This is a genomic window from Paenibacillus sp. AGC31, from assembly GCF_057334655.1.
Window position 1 is genome coordinate 32,615 of sequence record NZ_JBHFJH010000045.1, and the last position, 17,555, is coordinate 50,169.

General features: G+C 47.4%; 13 protein-coding genes. 12 read left to right on the top strand and 1 reads right to left on the bottom strand.

All coding sequences use genetic code 11. The features are described 5' to 3' along the window. Positions 1-32 precede the first annotated feature (32 nt). Together ACE04G_RS26280 and ACE04G_RS26285 are read left to right on the top strand one after the other, a co-directional pair. Positions 33-1,799, top strand: a complete 1,767-nt coding sequence (locus ACE04G_RS26280) for a sensor histidine kinase (protein ID WP_397376260.1) — start codon at positions 33-35, stop codon at positions 1,797-1,799. After that, positions 1,784-3,415, top strand: a complete 1,632-nt coding sequence (locus tag ACE04G_RS26285; RefSeq protein ID WP_449004746.1) for a response regulator transcription factor — start codon at positions 1,784-1,786, stop codon at positions 3,413-3,415. The genes ACE04G_RS26280 and ACE04G_RS26285 overlap by 16 nt, the downstream gene beginning before the upstream one ends. Positions 3,416-3,533: 118 nt before the next feature. On the opposite strand, the gene ACE04G_RS26290 is transcribed toward ACE04G_RS26285, so the two are convergent. Beyond that, positions 3,534-4,301 carry a helix-turn-helix domain-containing protein gene (locus tag ACE04G_RS26290; RefSeq protein ID WP_047842955.1) on the bottom strand — a complete coding sequence of 256 codons (768 nt, stop codon included), beginning with the start codon at positions 4,299-4,301 and terminating at the stop codon, positions 3,534-3,536. Positions 4,302-4,575: 274 nt separating this feature from the next. Between ACE04G_RS26290 and ACE04G_RS26295 the strand changes: the two genes are divergently transcribed. From ACE04G_RS26295 to ACE04G_RS26340, 10 genes are all read left to right on the top strand, one after another. Further along, a complete protein-coding gene (locus tag ACE04G_RS26295) occupies positions 4,576-5,931 on the top strand; it encodes an extracellular solute-binding protein (RefSeq protein WP_076317898.1) in 1,356 nt (451 codons plus the stop codon). A gap of 105 nt (positions 5,932-6,036) precedes the next feature. After that, a complete protein-coding gene (locus ACE04G_RS26300) occupies positions 6,037-8,934 on the top strand; it encodes an extracellular solute-binding protein (protein ID WP_100526244.1) in 2,898 nt (965 codons plus the stop codon). 19 nt (positions 8,935-8,953) lie between these two features. Continuing rightward, positions 8,954-9,910, top strand: a complete 957-nt coding sequence (locus ACE04G_RS26305) for a carbohydrate ABC transporter permease (RefSeq protein ID WP_036615906.1) — start codon at positions 8,954-8,956, stop codon at positions 9,908-9,910. 2 nt (positions 9,911-9,912) lie between these two features. Continuing rightward, positions 9,913-10,788 (top strand): carbohydrate ABC transporter permease, encoded by an 876-nt coding sequence (locus ACE04G_RS26310; protein WP_026081082.1) that lies wholly within the window; start codon positions 9,913-9,915, stop codon positions 10,786-10,788. 15 nt (positions 10,789-10,803) lie between these two features. Beyond that, positions 10,804-12,267 carry a hypothetical protein gene (locus ACE04G_RS26315; protein ID WP_449004747.1) on the top strand — a complete coding sequence of 488 codons (1,464 nt, stop codon included), beginning with the start codon at positions 10,804-10,806 and terminating at the stop codon, positions 12,265-12,267. Next, positions 12,251-12,886, top strand: a complete 636-nt coding sequence (locus ACE04G_RS26320) for a YIP1 family protein (RefSeq protein WP_036670948.1) — start codon at positions 12,251-12,253, stop codon at positions 12,884-12,886. Before ACE04G_RS26315 ends, ACE04G_RS26320 begins: the two co-directional genes overlap by 17 nt. 17 nt (positions 12,887-12,903) lie before the next feature. Further along, a complete protein-coding gene (locus ACE04G_RS26325; RefSeq protein WP_449004748.1) occupies positions 12,904-15,480 on the top strand; it encodes a DUF5696 domain-containing protein in 2,577 nt (858 codons plus the stop codon). 53 nt (positions 15,481-15,533) lie between these two features. After that, a complete protein-coding gene (locus ACE04G_RS26330; protein WP_082219083.1) occupies positions 15,534-16,379 on the top strand; it encodes a carbohydrate ABC transporter permease in 846 nt (281 codons plus the stop codon). A 17-nt stretch (positions 16,380-16,396) separates the two neighbouring features. Next, positions 16,397-17,344, top strand: coding sequence for a carbohydrate ABC transporter permease (locus ACE04G_RS26335; protein WP_036615897.1), 948 nt, complete (start codon positions 16,397-16,399; stop codon positions 17,342-17,344). A gap of 58 nt (positions 17,345-17,402) precedes the next feature. Next, positions 17,403-17,537 (top strand): hypothetical protein, encoded by a 135-nt coding sequence (locus tag ACE04G_RS26340; RefSeq protein WP_256704251.1) that lies wholly within the window; start codon positions 17,403-17,405, stop codon positions 17,535-17,537. Positions 17,538-17,555: the final 18 nt, after the last annotated feature.

Consider the following 17,555-nt stretch of genomic DNA (forward strand, 5'->3'; position numbering starts at 1 on the left):
ACAAGGAACCCACTCAGCCTTTGGCATTGGAGGTGAATGCATTGATCAAGATCCCTGCTAAATCATGGTTTAACAGTATATTTGCGCGATTAATAATCACCTATCTGGTATTTGTGCTTCCCCTTATTCTTCTTGGCGTGTATCTGTATCATTGGAGTTATGACAATGCAAGCCAGGAGATATCGTTGTCAACGGAAAGACGGTTGAACCAATATGTGGTGGAATTGAACAGAGAGATAGAATGGATGGAATTACAGCAGTTTGATATCGTTGAGGATCGAAAACTCAATCGTCTGGCGATTCTCTGGGACATGATGGATCAGGTTGAGCGGCGTGATACATTAAATTACCTGACTGAACGACTCGCTTCATTCAAGAATAGCACTGCTTATATCAAAAACGTTCATGTACATATCCCTTCTGTTGGCAAGAGTATATCCGCGATCCAAGGCATCGATGATTTCGATAAAAGTTCATATCTATATTTCAGTTCAGGCATGCAAGGAAAAGGTACACGTTTCACGGTGAAAGAGGACGCCTTGAACTTAAGTGCCGTCAGGCTGACAGGTACGAGAGGAGAACCCCCGCTTTTTGTCATTCAGGTGGAGCTGGATACATACCATTTTCAGAATGAACTCACACGGCTTAATTTGTACCCGGAGAGTTCAACTTTTCTGATTGAGGACAAAACGGGGCATGCCATCACAGATAAACATCAAGCTAGTGTTATTCTCGCGAATTACCGTGAGCACAGTGTAAAGGGTACACTTGATGGCTTTCGGATGAAGGTGGGTGACACCATGTACCATGTTAGTCAGTTGCATATGGACTCCCTGGGCTTATCCGTAGCTACATATCTACCCGAGGCAATTGTTACCAAGCCACTTAGCAAGTTCTATCATTGGGCTTGGCTGTTTGCAATTACATCATTTGTTGCCATCACGGCATATCTCTATTCAAGTTACAAGTTGATTCATATCCCGTTGCTGTTGTTGGTGAAAAGATTCAAAAAAATGGAGGGAGGCATGCTTGATGTCCCCATTGCGCATAACCGAAAGGATGAATTCGGCTTCCTCTATACCCGTTTCAATCTAATGATTGAAAATCTTCAATCCCTTATCGATCGAGATTTTAAGAAAACATTGATGATGCAGCGGGCCGAGTTGAAACAGCTTCAATCGCAGATTAATCCTCATTTTCTGTACAATAGCTTCTTTATTCTGAATTCACTGGCAAGGACAGGAGAAACCGAACGTATAGAGCAATTTACGAACATGCTTGGTGAGTATTTCAGGTTCATTACCCGGAATGAAACAGATCATGTGAAGTTGAAAGTGGAAGTTGAGCATTCACGAATCTATACAGAGATTCAACAATTACGATTCTCCAGACGAATCAAAGTTGATTTTGGGTCACTACCTACTGAGATGGAACATATTAAAGTTCCCAGACTCATTATTCAACCTATTATTGAGAATGCCTACGAACACAGCCTTGAAAAGAATACGGACTCCGGTCTTCTAATTATTGGGTTTAATATGGAAGGTGCATATGCCGAGATCACCGTAGAGGATAATGGAAATGAGCTGGAAGAGCAACACATTCAAACTCTTCAACAACGCTTGCATAAGGACGGAGGTACAGACGAAATGACCGCGTTAATAAATATTCATCGACGTCTGGTCCTGACGTATGGAGAAGGAAGTGGGCTTTTTCTATCCAGAAGTGAACTGCAAGGGTTAAAAGTCACAATTCGAATCCAGTGGAAAGAGGGGGAAAACGAATGTATCGACTTTTGATTGTAGATGACGAGGAGATTATTACGGATAGTCTCTATGAAACGTTCGCCAGACATATACCCGAACAGCTTGATGTATGTAAGGCCTACTCTGCAACAGAAGCATTGTCCTGGATGCAACGTTCGAGAATTGACATTGTTCTAACGGACATCCGTATGCCGGGTATGAGTGGGTTGGAACTGACAGAGCGGATTCAAGCCAGTTGGCCGAATTGTCGCGTCATTTTTCTGACAGGACATAGCGATTTTGATTATGCATATCAAGCTTTTCAGATGGCTAATGTGCGTTATTTGCTCAAAACGGAAGGTTATGACAAGGTGATGTCTGTTGTAGAAGATGTGATGGAAGAGATCCGGCAAAGTCACAGCATGGTTGAGTTGTTGGAACATTCTCATAAAGTTAATTCGCAGCTTGCACTGATACAGCAAAAAGAGTATTTACGGAAGTTACTTCAAGACTGTACAGCGGTTATAGATTCTACTATGCATATGCAGGACGAATTATCCAAACGAGATATAAGATTACAGATCAACTCGCCTGTTTATCTAATACTGGGTCGGTTCAATAATCTGCCAGAAAAAGGTTCGGACCTCACACAAGTTCAAGAATCTGTGCGCATTATCGGCTCTTCTCTGATGAATGAGCGTACAGTGTGCGCAAGTGTAACGGACCATTATGGGGATACGATCTGGCTGCTTCAGCCGAAGCAGGAGGAAGAGATGACAAATGATAAACTTGTGCGATTTCTAGAAGGTACACTGGAACTGGTACAGGAAGCATGCATGGTATCACTCGGCGTATCCATTGCTTTTTCATTAAGTAGTCGAAGCTGCAATTGGTCCGAGTTAACCAAACAATATGAACGTCTGAGATTACTCCAGTGGATGAAAATTGGGGATGGTGTATCCATGGTACTCACGGATCATCGTAATGATCTCTCATCTGATGTACCCAAAGAATCCATGCGGATCTCAAACCGGATCGAGATTATGTCAGGATATTTGGAAACGGGAAGAATTCAGCCATTTTACGATATATTTGAGGAGCTTGCAGGCGAACTGCTGCAAGAGGATATTACGATGGAACGTGCCATGGAGACATACTACAATCTGGCCTTATTATTGCATTCAACGATCAATCGTTGGGGTCTTCAACAGAAGATCCCGGATCAACGAAGCTTGCTGCACTTAGGGGAGTATACATGCATGAAGGATGCAGTACAATTTCTATATCGTGCTGCCGATGAATTAGTACGCTACAAAAGATCAAATGAACAGGAACGTGCTAATGTTGTCATTCATTCCTTATGCAGTTACGTCAAGGAGAACCTGGAGAAAGATCTCTCTCTGGTGAGACTGGCAGAACTCCATCATTTTAATCCATCCTATCTGTCGCGATTCTTTAAGCAGGAAATGGGAATAAACGTGTCAGAGTTCATTGACGACTGCCGAATACGGAAAGCCAAAGAATTGCTTCAGAACACAAATCTTATGGTGCGTGAGGTCGCACTTCAAGTGGGGTACGAAGCTGCCCATTCATTTACCCGACTTTTTAAGAAAATAACGGGAATGACTCCCCAAGAATACCGGGAATCCCTTTTGGTACGTCAACGGTGAATACTCTGGAATTGACCAAACCCAAATAACCACAAAAAAACGCAGGAAGAAGAATACATCCTGCGTTTTTTTGTGGTTATTATCTAATTGATAAACAAACCGATTCGGCAATTCAGCTTTAGGCCGTGTGGATTTTTTGTCTTCTATAAGCATTTGGACTCGATCCGGCATACGCTTTGAACTTTTTATAGAACCAGTCAATATCCTTATAGCCTACCTCAATAGCAATCTCATATATTCGCAAATTCGTGGAAGACAACAACTGCTGTGCCTTTTCCATACGTTGCTGGAGCATATAATCATTGAAAGACATCTTCTCTTCCAGCTTGAACTTCTGTCCAAGGTACGCACAGTTAAAATGAAGCATGTCAGAGATCTTCTTCAGCGTGATTTCATCACTCAGATGATCCCGTACATAGGCCTTAACGATACGAATAACATGACTGGAGTGCATGGGTTTACCATTCATTTGAACGGGTGTTTTGAAAAACGACGACGTTTTGTGTGCCGGGTCGGTTTCAAGATGGGATCTAAGTCCATGCAGACTGTTAAGTAAAGAAGAAGGACTAACAGGATACGGGAGATAATCATTTACCTGATACGTCAGGGCTTTGCGTACGAACCTGAAGTGATCTCTTCCACCCATCAGGAGGATAGGTATCTGACTTTTTTTTCGAATGTCGTTGCATAACCAGAGCCCCGCGGTATCAAACCTCTCTGTATGTACCATAACAAGGGAAAAGTCTCGTTCTGACAATGCGGTCAAAGCCTCGGCCGATGAGAACACACAATTTGCGATAGTATATTGAGCTTTGCTCCGTAGCAACATCTGTTGCAACTCTCCGCACAAACGACGGCTGAAATCCACAAGTAAAATATCATACATGAAGCAATACCTCACCTTCTGCTGAATTGTAATGCGCTAGATTAACTGAAATTTGACTTAATTTCATTATGGTAATAAAAGAAAGCGCATACAATGTGCATATTTTTGTAGACAGTGCATTTCTTTACCAATTAAAACCTATAATGCAATTTGCTTGAGCAAAATTACGAAAATCTATATTCAGCCCGGGTAAACATCTGTATTCTGGCAGGTTGTTTGCGCTTTCATTTGGACGATACACTGTGATAGCAAACGACAATCAGGGGGGAAGACGATGAGAAAACACAAGTTCATGCTACTGAGCCTGGTATTTGCGGTCTTGTTGGTGATTGCTGCATGCAGTTCTGCACCTACCGCTCAACCCGAGCCGGAAAAGACCACACCACAGGAGGAACAAAAACCCGCGGAAACCGAACCCAAGAATGAAAACTCCACGCCAGAAATGGATTTTGACATGGGCGGCAGAACCATCAAGGTTGTTGCTTGGTGGGACATGGAAATACAGGGGAACAACCCGGACAACATTCAACGCCTTGAGAATCTCGAAGCGCTGAAGAAAAAACACAACTTTAATATTGAATATGTTTCCATCGATTTTGGTGAATATCAGGAAAAAGTAGTTGCTTCCCTGATGGCCGGTGAACCGCTTGGCGATCTGGTGAGACTGGGCAAAAACTATGCCATTCCGGCATTGACCAAACAGGATCTGTTATGGCCGGTGGATGATTATATTAAAAACGACAAGGTATTCAACCAGAAAACAACCAAGGAATACATGCAGTATGAAGGCAAAGGTTACGGCTTTACCGAGGACCAGTCCTCGTTTATCAACGGAATTTTCTATAATCGCACACTCATGCAAGAGCTCGGCTTGAAGCCACTTCAGGAGTATGTAGATGCCGATGAATGGAACTGGGATACGTTCATCAGTGTTGCCAAGCAAGCGAACAAGGATCGAAACAATGATGGCAAGCTGGACACTTGGGGACTCGCTCAAACAGGCTTGCTGGAACCGATTCTGTATTCCAACGAGGCTTCTTTAACCAAAGAGGATAAGCAAAACCTGGAAGATCCAAAAACAAAAGAAGCGTTGAACTTCCTGTCCAAACTGGCTACCGAGAAGGTCGGCAGAGCTTCTGAGGGCGGCGATTGGACAGAGCCATCCACGTTCTTCCGTCAAGGCAACACCTTGATGTATTCAGGTGCCATGTACGAAGTCGAAGGTATTATGACGGATATGCAGGATTACGATATTGGTTTTGTACCGTTTCCAAAAGGTCCAAGTGCAACAGCGTATCACTCCGGTGAGTCACGTTACCAAGCTATAACGATTCCAAAAGCGGTAGAGAATCCGGAACAACTGATGTACATCTGGGAGAAAATTAATGAGATCGAATCGATCTATGAGTATCCGGGACAATCCACACTGGAGACACATCTGACCGATGAAGCGGATATCAACAACGCCAGAGAGGTTGCGGAAGGTATGTTGGTTCTCGACCATAACACATTCCCGTCCTTGCCGTTCTGGGATTTTGATGGGGAACTCAAAGAAGGGGTATCCGTATCTACGCTGATCGAGAAATACAAGGCTCCTTTCCAGGCTGCGATTGATGAGGTTTACAAATAAGTATCACGTTACACGGGCAGAACGCACCAGTGAAGGTGCGGTCTGTCCGGGTTAGTCAATCGTCCAGTTCTCTCAACGCTTACAGGAAAGGGGATACATTCAAACATGCGGTCACGTAAGAAAAAGGGACTAATCCTGGTGCTTGTCCTGGCCTTGGTGCTCTCCATATGGACACTATATCCATCGCGGGATCGTAATCCGGGAACGGTACATGCGCTTGAGGACTTTGAGGCGGTATCGGGAACCGAGGATTCATTCAGTTATGAGCATTATCTGACTGCTCATGACAATACGGCCAAACCGGATGAAATTGTACGCATCGAAGGCGAATCTTATGTTCAGGCAGAGGATGGGGAATTTGAGGTTGTGCAAGGGTACGCCGGATTAGACGGAAATGCCGTAATTACGCCGGAAACTGGAACCATTCGCTGGGATGTTCCCGTTCAAGTGAGCGGTTTGTACAACATTCGCATTCACTATTATCCCGTAGAAGGTAAAAGCTCCGGGATCGAACGCAGGCTTGAGCTTAACGGTAAGGTCCCGTTCAGAGGGGCCGATATTCTTCTGTTTGACAGGGTATGGGGGAATCGTGAGGATAACGTCCGGCAGGACGATCGTGGCAACGAGCTTAGACCCAGACAAGTGGAACAGCCCGAATGGCAGTTGACTTCCTTCAAGGACAGCGCAGGGTACTTTGAGGAACCGTTTCAGTTTTATTTTGAAAAAGGCAGTCAGAAGTTATCGCTCACTTCATTAAGGGAAAGTATGGCAATCGATTATATTGAGCTATATCAAGAAAGCGAAGTTCCTTCCTATGCAGAGCTGGAGCAAACGTATGCCTCACTCGGCTTGAAACAATCGGCTCCTGTCATGTTGAAAGTTCAGGGGGAGGAAGCTGTTAGCAAATCATCTCCTACACTGGCACCAATCTCGGACCGATCAAGTCCTTCACTCGAGCCTTATAATGTATCGAAAATTCGGATGAACGCCATCGGGGGCATTAACTGGAAACTGCCGGGCGAATGGATTGAATGGGAAATTGATGTGCCTGAAGACGGACTGTATCAACTGGCGCTTAAGGTGAAACAGGATCAATTGCGTGGCATTTATGCCACCCGCAGTCTGACGATTAACGGCGAAGTTCCGTTTAAGGAACTGAAACGCATTCGATTTAACTACAGCCCGGCTTGGCAAACTCAGGTGTTGGGTTCGGGAGAGGATAAGCCATATCAGTTTCATCTGGAAAAAGGGAAACACCGAATCCGAATGACAGTTACACTTGGCGACATCGCTCCGCTGCTTCGGACCGTGGAATCCAGCGTGCTGGAACTGAATGAGATGTATCGCAAAATATTAATGATCACCTCCAACAGTCCGGACCCACTGCGGGATTACCAACTGGAACGGCGTATTCCGGAGATGACGGAGGTGTTTGAACGACAAGCTGACACCTTGCGCTCCGTTGCAGATTACCTGGAAAAAGCCACGGGTGAGCAAAGTGACAAAGTGGCCGTACTGCACGCCATGGTATTGCAGCTTGAAGATATGGCCGCCAGACCAGAGACGGTTCCCAAACGGCTGGATACGTTCAAAATTAACGTAGGTGGTCTCGGCACATGGATTCTATCGGTACGTGAACAGCCGATTACGTTGGATTACCTTGTCGTATCTCCGCCGGGTGAATCGCTGCCAAAAGCGGAAGCGAGCACCGTCCAGCAGGTGAAGCACGAACTGGGCGCATATGTTGCCTCGTATACCGAAGATTACGACAGCATTGGCAACGTGGAACAAAAGAAGGATGCCATTACTGTATGGATCACGACCGGACGAGATCAGGCCCAAGTACTGAAAGGCATGATCGACGATTCGTTTACCCCGGATACGGATGTGTCCGTGCAGTTACGTCTCGTTCCGCCTAATATTTTGCTGCCCGCAACACTCTCGGGGGAAGGCCCAGATGTAGCCATGCAGATGGGCGAAGACATTCCGGTGAACTATGCGATGAGGAATGCAACGGCGGATCTGAGCCAGTTCCCTGATTTCGAGGAAATTTCGGGCAGGTTCCGTGAAAGCGGATTGACGCCATACCGCTACAACGACGGGGTATATGCCCTTCCGGAGCAGCAGCATTTTCCAATGCTCTTTTACCGCAAAGATATTCTGAATGAACTGGGCCTCGAACCGCCAAAAACGTGGCAGGACGTATATAACGCCATCGCCGTGCTGCAGAAGCATAACATGGAGTTTTATCTGCCGATTGAGGATACGCTGAACAATGCCAACCTGGTTCCGAATTCAACCTTTGCGATGTTGTTATATCAGAATGACGGAACGTTCTACACCGAAGACCAGAAGAAAAGTGCACTGGATTCGGAGATTTCAATGGACGCGTTCAAACGCTGGACGCAATTTTATACCAATTACAAGTTTCCGCTCAAAGCCGATTTTCCGAACCGCTTCCGTACCGGGGAAATGCCGATCGGAATTGCTGATTACACCACGTATAACATGCTGACGGTTATGGCTCCGGAAATCCGCAATCTCTGGGACTTTACGATTGTTCCGGGTACACAGCTTCCGGATGGGTCCATACGGCATGAAGTGGCCAGCGCTACGAGCGCGGTAATGATGCTCGAAAATGCCGACAACAAGGAAGCGGCGTGGAAGTTCATGAAGTGGTGGACTGATGATCAGACCCAGATTGAATACGGGAGAGAAATGGAAGGTCTTATGGGAGCGGCTGCCCGTTACCCAACGGCCAATATCGAAGCCTTGAAGCAATTGCCTTGGCCTGTGAAGGATTATCAAAATCTCGAGAAACAATGGGAATGGGTACAGGGAATCCCGCAGCTTCCTGGAGGTTACTTCACGGGACGACATCTGGACAACGCCTTCCGCAAGGTGGTCAATGCAAATGAAAATCCGCGTGAAGCCTTATCGGACTATGTGTTGTACATTGATGATGAAATTGAGTTGAAACGCAAGGAATTTAATCTGAAATAGAGGAAAGGGAGGGTAACGGTTGCAAGCTAAAACTACCAAGACAGCCGCCGCTCCTGCCGTCCATACCCGCCAGGTCGGCTGGTGGTCCCTATTGAAGCGGGATCTGTATCTCAGCAGGCATTATTATGTATTGATGGCACCGTTTATGCTGATTTTTTTCATGTTTACTGTCATTCCGGTCGGCATTTCACTCGGGCTCAGCTTTTTTCACTTCAATATGCTGGAGCTGCCGCGATTTGTCGGCTGGCAGAACTATTCCCGGCTTTTCCTGAACGATGACGTATTTCTGATCGCGCTCAAAAACACGCTGCTTTTTGCCGTAATTACAGGCCCACTCAGTTATATTGCCTGCTTTTTGTTTGCGTGGATCATCAATGAGCTGTCTCCTAAAATTCGGGCGGTCATGACGCTGGTTTTCTATGCCCCATCCATATCGGGCAACGTCTTTTTCATCTGGCTGATCATCTTCTCGGGTGACAGCTACGGGTATATGAACGGCTTCCTGATGCGCCTTGGTGTCGTACTGGAACCGATCCAATGGCTCGCAGACGAGAAGTATGTACTGGCAATCGTCATTATTGTACAGCTGTGGTTGAGCCTGGGAACCAGCTTCCTGGCTTTTATTGCAGGGCTGCAAACCATTGATCGTTCTCTGGTTGAAGCAGGAACCGTAGACGGGATCAAAAACCGCTGGCAGGAGCTCTGGTACATCACCTTGCCTTCGATGAGACCGCAGCTGATGTTTGGTGCGGTAATGCAGATTACCGCTTCCTTCGCCGTAGCTGAGATTTCCATCGCACTGGCAGGTTTCCCGAGCGTAAACTATGCGGCACACACCGTTGTCACGCATCTGATGGACTTCGGAACCATTCGTTTCGAGATGGGGTATGCCTCGGCCATCGCAACGGTTCTGTTTGCCCTGATGCTGGGTACAAACGTTTTCACGCAAAAAATGCTTAGAAAGATAGGTGAATGACGATGACCAGCAAAGTACGTGCCGTGTTTGGCATGCCAAAAAGGCTTAATCGGTCATTTACCGTCAGCCTGATGTTATTTGCACTGCTGGGCGTGTTCGGCTCCTTTATGGTGCTTCCGCTCATCTATGCAGTCAACAATGCATTCAAGCCGCTGGATGAGCTGTTTATTTTCCCGCCGCGCTTCTGGGTGAACAATCCGACAACGGAGAATTTTGCCGATCTGATCAACCTCATGGGCAATTCGTGGGTGCCGTTATCCCGCTATATTGCCAACACATTGCTCATTACGATACTTGGCACAGCGGGGCATATCCTGCTTGCATCTGCAGCGGCTTATCCGCTGGCGAAATATCGTTTTCCGGGTTCCAAAGTGTTGTTCACCATTGTCATTCTGTCCCTGATGTTCTCGCCGCATGTTACGGCGATTCCGAACTACATGGTGATGTCCTGGCTTGGCTGGATTAACACTCATGCGTCCATTATTGTGCCATCACTTGCGTTCTCGCTGGGACTTTTCCTGATGAAACAGTTCATGGAGCAGATTCCCGATGCTTTGCTGGAGGCAGCCAAAATCGACGGAGCCAATGAATACCGGATATTCTGGAGCATCGTGATGCCCAATGTGAAGCCGGCATGGCTCACGCTCATGATTCTGCAGTTTCCAGCGTTATGGGGAACGGATGGCGGGAGTTTCATTTACAGTGAAAATCTCAAAACACTGCATTATGCGCTCAGTCAGATTGTGCAGGGAGGGATTGCAAGAGCTGGTGTAGGTGCGGCTGTTGCCTTGCTGTTGATGATCGTACCGATCACTCTATTTATCATCTCTCAGAGCAGTGTTATGCAGACGATGGCCACTTCGGGCATGAAAGAATAGAAAGGAGGCAGCGAGGTGCGGAGAAGCACATGGAAAAAACGTAAATCGATCATCATGGGCATGATCTGCCTCCTGTTGTTCGTTCAAGAGGCGCCCTACGTGAGTGCAGACGGTAAAACGGATGCGTACCATTATTCCTTCTGGGGTGACGCAGTTCCTTCGCCGGCGGCATATGAGGCAACAACGATTATCACCGGCAAGAAGCTGAACACAACTCCTATGAAAGAGCCAAGCGACATGCATGTTACCGCCAATCAGCACGTCTTTGTGCTCGATTCGGGCAATGGCCGCATCATTGAGATGGATCCCAACTTCAAGCTAGTACGGACGATTGATTCATTTGAGCAGGAAGGCAAGGAAGATCATTTTAAAAATCCACAGGGATTGTACGTCACGGAAAAAGGCCATCTGCTGGTTGCTGATTCGGATAATCACCGGGTGGTGCATTTGGATGAACAAGGGAAGCTGGTCAAGATCGTGTCTGAACCAAAATCGGATCTGCTAAAAGCAGACTTCCAGTTTAAACCGATGCGGATTGTTATGGACAAAGGGGAGCGTATCTACGTCATGGCCGAAGGCGTATTTGATGGATTCATGGAGTTCAGCGCCGATGGTACGTTCTCTTCCTTCATTGGAGCGAACAGAGTTCAGGTGGACCCGGTGGAGTATCTGTGGAAACGGTTTGCAACACGTGAGCAGCGGAGCCAGATGGTGATGTTCACTCCAACGGAATTTACCAATCTGGATATGGATGAAGAGGGCTTCATCTATGCCACTAGCGGGGATCGCGGCAAAGATCCGGTCAAGAAGCTGAATGCCCAGGGTACAGACATTTTGCGCAGAGAAGGCTATCAGACTCCGCAGGGTGATTTGCTTTATACCCAGGAAGCAGGGCCATCCCGCCTGATTGATGTGGATGTGGGTGACAGTGACATGTATTCCGTACTGGATTCCAGCAAGGGCCGAATCTTCACCTACAATGGAGACGGATACCTGCTCCATATTTATGGCGGCATCGGGAACCGGCTGGGCCAATTTAATACACCTGTTGCCCTGGAACGTGCGGGAGACCGGATGTTAGTTCTGGATAAAGCGCTGGGTGAAATCACCGTCTTTCAAACAACTGAATACGGACGTACACTCCACGAAGCGGTGCGCAGCTACTATAACGGTGATGAAGATCAATCTTCGGTGCTGTTTGCCCAAGCTGCCGAGATGAACGCTAACTTGGAATATGCGTATGCGGGAATTGGCAAAGCATTGCTTCGTCAGAAGGAATACGCCGAGTCTGCGAAATATTTCAAGCGCAGCATGGAGCCCAAAGGGTATTCCAAGGCTTTTCTTTTGTACCGCAAAGAGCTGATGCGTGAGCATTTTTCATGGATGATGTCCGGTATATTCCTGGCTGTCGCTGCGATTGTCACCGTCATCATCGTTCGCAGGCAGAAAAGGAGGACTACGAATGCAGGCATCAAGTAAGCAACTATACCAGTACCCGCTGCATCTGATTTTTCATCCGTTTGACGGATACTGGGAATTGAAGTATGAACGGAACCAGAGAAACTCACTGCTGATTGCTTTCATGATCCTGGTGCTTCTGGTCATCACCAAAATTTTGCATGCCCAGTACAGCGGTTTTCTCATTAATCTCAGTAATCCAAAGTACCTGAACAGTCTACTCGAAATGTTATATGTCATTATACCGGTACTGTTTTGGTGTGTGGCTAACTGGTCGTTAACCACATTGATGGACGGGGAAGGCAAGTTCTCCGAAATATTCATGTCAACGTGTTTTGCACTGGTACCGTTGTTACTCATTCATTTTCCATGGATCTGGCTGAGTCTTGTGATCTCTGCGCAGGAAACTGCCTTTTATTATTTCTCCAATGCACTCGCTGTTGCATGGACGGTATACCTGTTATTTGTGGGGAATATGACGGTTCATCAGTACACACCAGCCAAAACGGTGCTCACGATGCTGCTGACACTTGTAGCGATGGCGTTTATGGCATTTCTGTGCCTGTTATTCTTCAGTCTTGTACAGCAGATTGTATCGTTTGTCGTAACCATCTATCAGGAATTAGTGCTTCGGGGCTAAGGGAGGAGGAAATTGTTATGAATTATACCGTAGCCAAAAAAATAACAGGAATGCTGCTCGCGGGCAGTCTGCTACTTGGCGGTTGTCAATTCTCGCCAACACCGCTCGCTCACGAGACAGTGACTGCCGCTGATCCGACGGACTTTCCCTCCCTGCCTCCCGGAGAGAAACTGAAATCATCGTTCAGCGATGTCCGCCTTCCCGGCATGGTAGGCATTGCGCAGAATGCTGCGCTGCAGTTGTTCATTAACGAAGAGACTGCCGAGATTGCAGTGATTCACACGCAGAGCGGCCAGATCTGGCGCAGCAATCCTGCAGATCGTGAGCAGGATGGGGTTGTAGCCGGGATAAACAAAGACCTTTTGTCATCACAAACGAAGCTCAGCTTTTTCAACAGCCTCGGACAGAGCAGCACCGTGAATTCCTTCACGGATAGTGTTGCACACAAGCAGATAAGCTACGAGGTGCTGCCAGGCGGCGTGCGGGTCAACTACCAGTTTGGAAGCACTGAGCGATCCATAGAAGACTTGCCGATGAAGATCAGTAAGGAGCGATTTGAACAAAGGCTGCTTGCACAGCTAGACAAGGCCGGGCAGCGGGCCTTGAAGGTCGGTTATGCGGAAGACAAGGATGAAGGCGCTTACGTCCGGATTGATAAGGCGATGCAAGGATTGCAATTGTCCCGGGCCTTGAAGGCTTTTGACACAGCCGGTTACACATCGGAGGATCTGGCTCATGATCATGCCGAGTTTGGCATTGAAGAGGAACGAAGTGGACCACGGCTGTTTATGCTTACGATGGAATATGAGCTGGATGGAGAGGATCTGCTTGTACGTGTTCCGTCCTCAGGCATTCATTTTCCGGAGGAATATCCGATCAACAGCATATCTGTAATGGATTACTTCGGGGCCGGGGGTTCAGAAGAAGAGGGCTCCATACTGGTTCCGGACGGTTCGGGAGCGCTGATCCATTTTAACAATGGCAAGCTGCAGTATCCTGCCTATCAACAAGATATATACGGACCGGATATGACCATGAAACTGCGGGAAGCAAGTTCGAATGAAGCCAGAGCCAGGTTGCCGGTATTTGGACTGATTCGGAAAGAGGGAGCTTTCCTGGGCATTATTGAAGAAGGGGATGCCGTTGCAGTTGTGAATGCCGATATCAGCGGTAAACTGAACAGTTACAACAACGTATATCCCAGCTTCTATGTGGTGAACAAGAGCGATGTGACGCTTCAGGCAAGTGATATGGTTCGTACACTTCCGAAATTCCAGAAGAAACCGACTGTGTCCGACTTCGTCGTTCGATATGCTTTTGTGGGGGCGGATAAAGCCTCGTACTCAGGGCTTGCATCTCTCTATCGGGATTATCTGAAGCAAAACGGCGGACTTCCCGAGTTAAACGCCAGCAAAGAGCAGAGTAACGTTCCCTTTTATCTGCAACTGTTCGGTGGCATGACAACAAGGCAGCATATGCTGGGCATACCGTATGATTCAACAGAGGCTTTGACCACGTTTGATGAAGCCAAAAACATTCTCTCCGCCTTGACGGAGAAGAAGGTATCCAATATTCAGGTGCGCTATGCGGGATGGCTTAACGGCGGACTTCATCATCGACTGCCGGATTCCATCCAAGTAGATGGCGCGGTAGGCGGGAAAAAGGGATTGCGGGATTTCAGCACATACACACAAGAAGCGGGCATCGGCTTCTATCCCGATATCGCTCTGCTGAATGTGCAATCCAAAAAAGGGTTTAAACCGTCCAAAGAAGCTTCACGCACATTAACTCAGGAACCGGCGGTCTTGTATCCGATGAACCAGGCCATCCAGCGGCGGGACCGGGATCGTTCACCATCCTATGTGCTTTCGCCCAACATGCTGGAGGACGTGACGGCAGACATGTTAGATGAGCTGAGGTCCCTTCAAAAGGATGGACTGTCACTAAGCCTGAATGATCTGGCAGCTCAGTTAAACAGCGATATGAATCCGAAAAAGCTGGTGGACCGAACACAAGCGCTTGGCTCCGTAAAGAAGGCACTTGAACAGATCGGGCAGCAGGCTGGCTCGCTTGTCGCTGAAGGCGGGAACGCTTATGCCCTGCCGTATGTAACTGGTCTGACAGATGCGCCGATGACCAGCAGTCGTTTCAAGCTGGAGGATGAAGAGATTCCGTTCTATCAGCTCGTTGTACACGGCAGCATCGGTTATACGGGTACGCCATACAATCTCTCCACATTTACCAATGCAAGGCAATATGTGCTGAAGCTGATTGAATATGGAGCCAGTCCTTACTTTGCATGGTTCAATGCGCCAAACCATGTTGTGAAAGAAACGGATTATGATGATCTCTACGCGGCGAATTATGAACAATGGATCGATCTGGCTGCCGAGATCTACAACGAGGTGAACCAGGTGAACCAACCATTTTCCGGACGTTCCATGATATCCCATGAATCCCTGGAGGAGGGCGTCTTCCGGACAACATATGAAGGTGGCGGGTTCGTAATCGTCAATTATAACGACTTCCCTGTAGAAGTTGACAACGATACAGTGGAAGCCCAAAGCTATGTGACTGGTGGTGAGCAGCTCTGAAGACGCTCCTGAAATGGAAATGGGGAAGTCGTACGTATGCTCAGCAGAAAGCCATGTGGGGCGTAATCTACGTGCTTCCCTGGCTCATTGGTTTTGTGTTGTTTTTCTTCATTCCGCTGTTAGCCTCTCTGCGATACAGCATGAGTACAATTCAAGCTAACGCGGAAGGCATAGCGATTCAATTCAACGGGGTTGCCAATTACATTCAGGCGCTCACCGTCAATACAAGCTTTAACCGTGCGTTAATTGAGGCGATCACAGACGTGCTCATCAACGTACCGCTTATCGTTATATTCAGTCTGTTCCTTGCCGTCATCCTGAATCAGAAGTTCAGGGGCCGGGCTGTAGCGCGGTCGATCTTTTTCCTGCCCGTTATTCTGGCATCGGGAGTGATTATGACACTGGAGAGCACCAGCCTGATTGAAGCGGTTAATCAGAGCAGCACAGGTGGAAGCTCACTCGGGACATTTGAACTCGAAAATCTGATGGTTAACGCCGGAGTGAGCGATTGGATCGTTACGTATCTGAGCAGCGCCGTAGATCGGATCTATCAGATCGTCAGTCAATCCGGTGTACAGATTTTGATCTTTTTGGCAGGGATCCAGACGATTTCCCCTCAACTGTATGAGGCTTCGAAGATGGAAGGGGCAACGGGTTATGAAGCCTTTTGGAAAATTACGTTCCCAATGGTCAGCCCGCTTATTTTTGTCAATGCGATCTATACAATCATTGATTCGTTTGCCAATAATGCCATGACGGAACTGATCCGGGATACCGGCTTCGTCAAATTTGACTTTGGATTAAGTTCTGCCATGGCATGGGTCTACTTTCTGGCCATTGCCATCATTCTGGTTATCGTAAACATCATTTTCTCGAAGCGAGTCTTCTATCAAGATTAGAAAGGAGGGTGTCCCACGTGACAACATCACGATTATTATCGCTGGAGCATTGGAAAGGCTGGCTGTGGGCCATGATCCGATTCGTTCTGATTACCGGGCTTTCCTTCGTTATCCTGTTTCCCATATTTCAGAAGGTTTCCACATCCATCAAAGCTAAAGGTGATCTGTATTCGGCAGTGGTGGTGTGGATTCCACAGAACTTCTCCATCGACAATTTTAAAGAGGCGATACGCGTAATGGATTACTGGGCAACGCTGTTTAATACGTTTGCCCTGTCTGCAACGACTACACTGCTGACTACAGCATCCTGTGCACTTGCAGGATACGGATTCGCCAGACTGAAATTCAGGGGAAGCAACTGGCTGTTTGCCGGTGTAATTCTGACGATTCTTGTACCACCAACGACCATTCTCATTCCGGTATACCTGAATCTGAAAAGCTTTGATCTCATGGGGCTTATGACGCTTATAGCCGGCAAACCTGTTAATTTGCTTAATACCTATTGGCCGTTTATTCTGACGGCGATTACGGCCAATTCACTTAAGGCCGGTTTGTACATCTTTATCTTCCGGCAATTTTTCAGAGGTATTCCGAAGGAAGTGGAGGAGGCGGCCTATGTGGACGGCGCGGGCATCGGACGAACATTTTCAAGAATCATGCTGCCCAATGCCATTCCGTCCATGGTAACAGTCATGCTGTTTTCCTTCGTATGGCAGTGGAACGACAGCTTCTATACAACGACTTATCTGACTTCAAGTAAAGTCATGTCGACTCAGTTATCGTCCCTTCCGTATAATCTGGCCCAGCAGGTTACTGACGGTGCAGCTTCCCAAGCCGATCCGTTCTATCTGAGTATGATCCAGGATACAGGAATTCTTCTTGCCATTCTGCCTTTGATCATCATCTATTTGTTTGTGCAACGATATTTCGTAGAGAGTGTAGAGCGTACGGGAATCGTCGGTTAAGTTAAGTTCTTCTGTACGTTTGGAGTGGGATCAGACTGGAAGAGGGAGGAGGAACTTCATGCAACATTCCATCTGTGAAAAGGGGGCATGTAACGATCTCATGAACGTCTGCTCACAGCAGAACCGCGATCCTTCCCTGCGCAGGATCCCCCTGCTGGTGTGGAACGGGCTGCGGGAGCGGGCGCCGACCTGAGCGATCTGCTTGATCAGA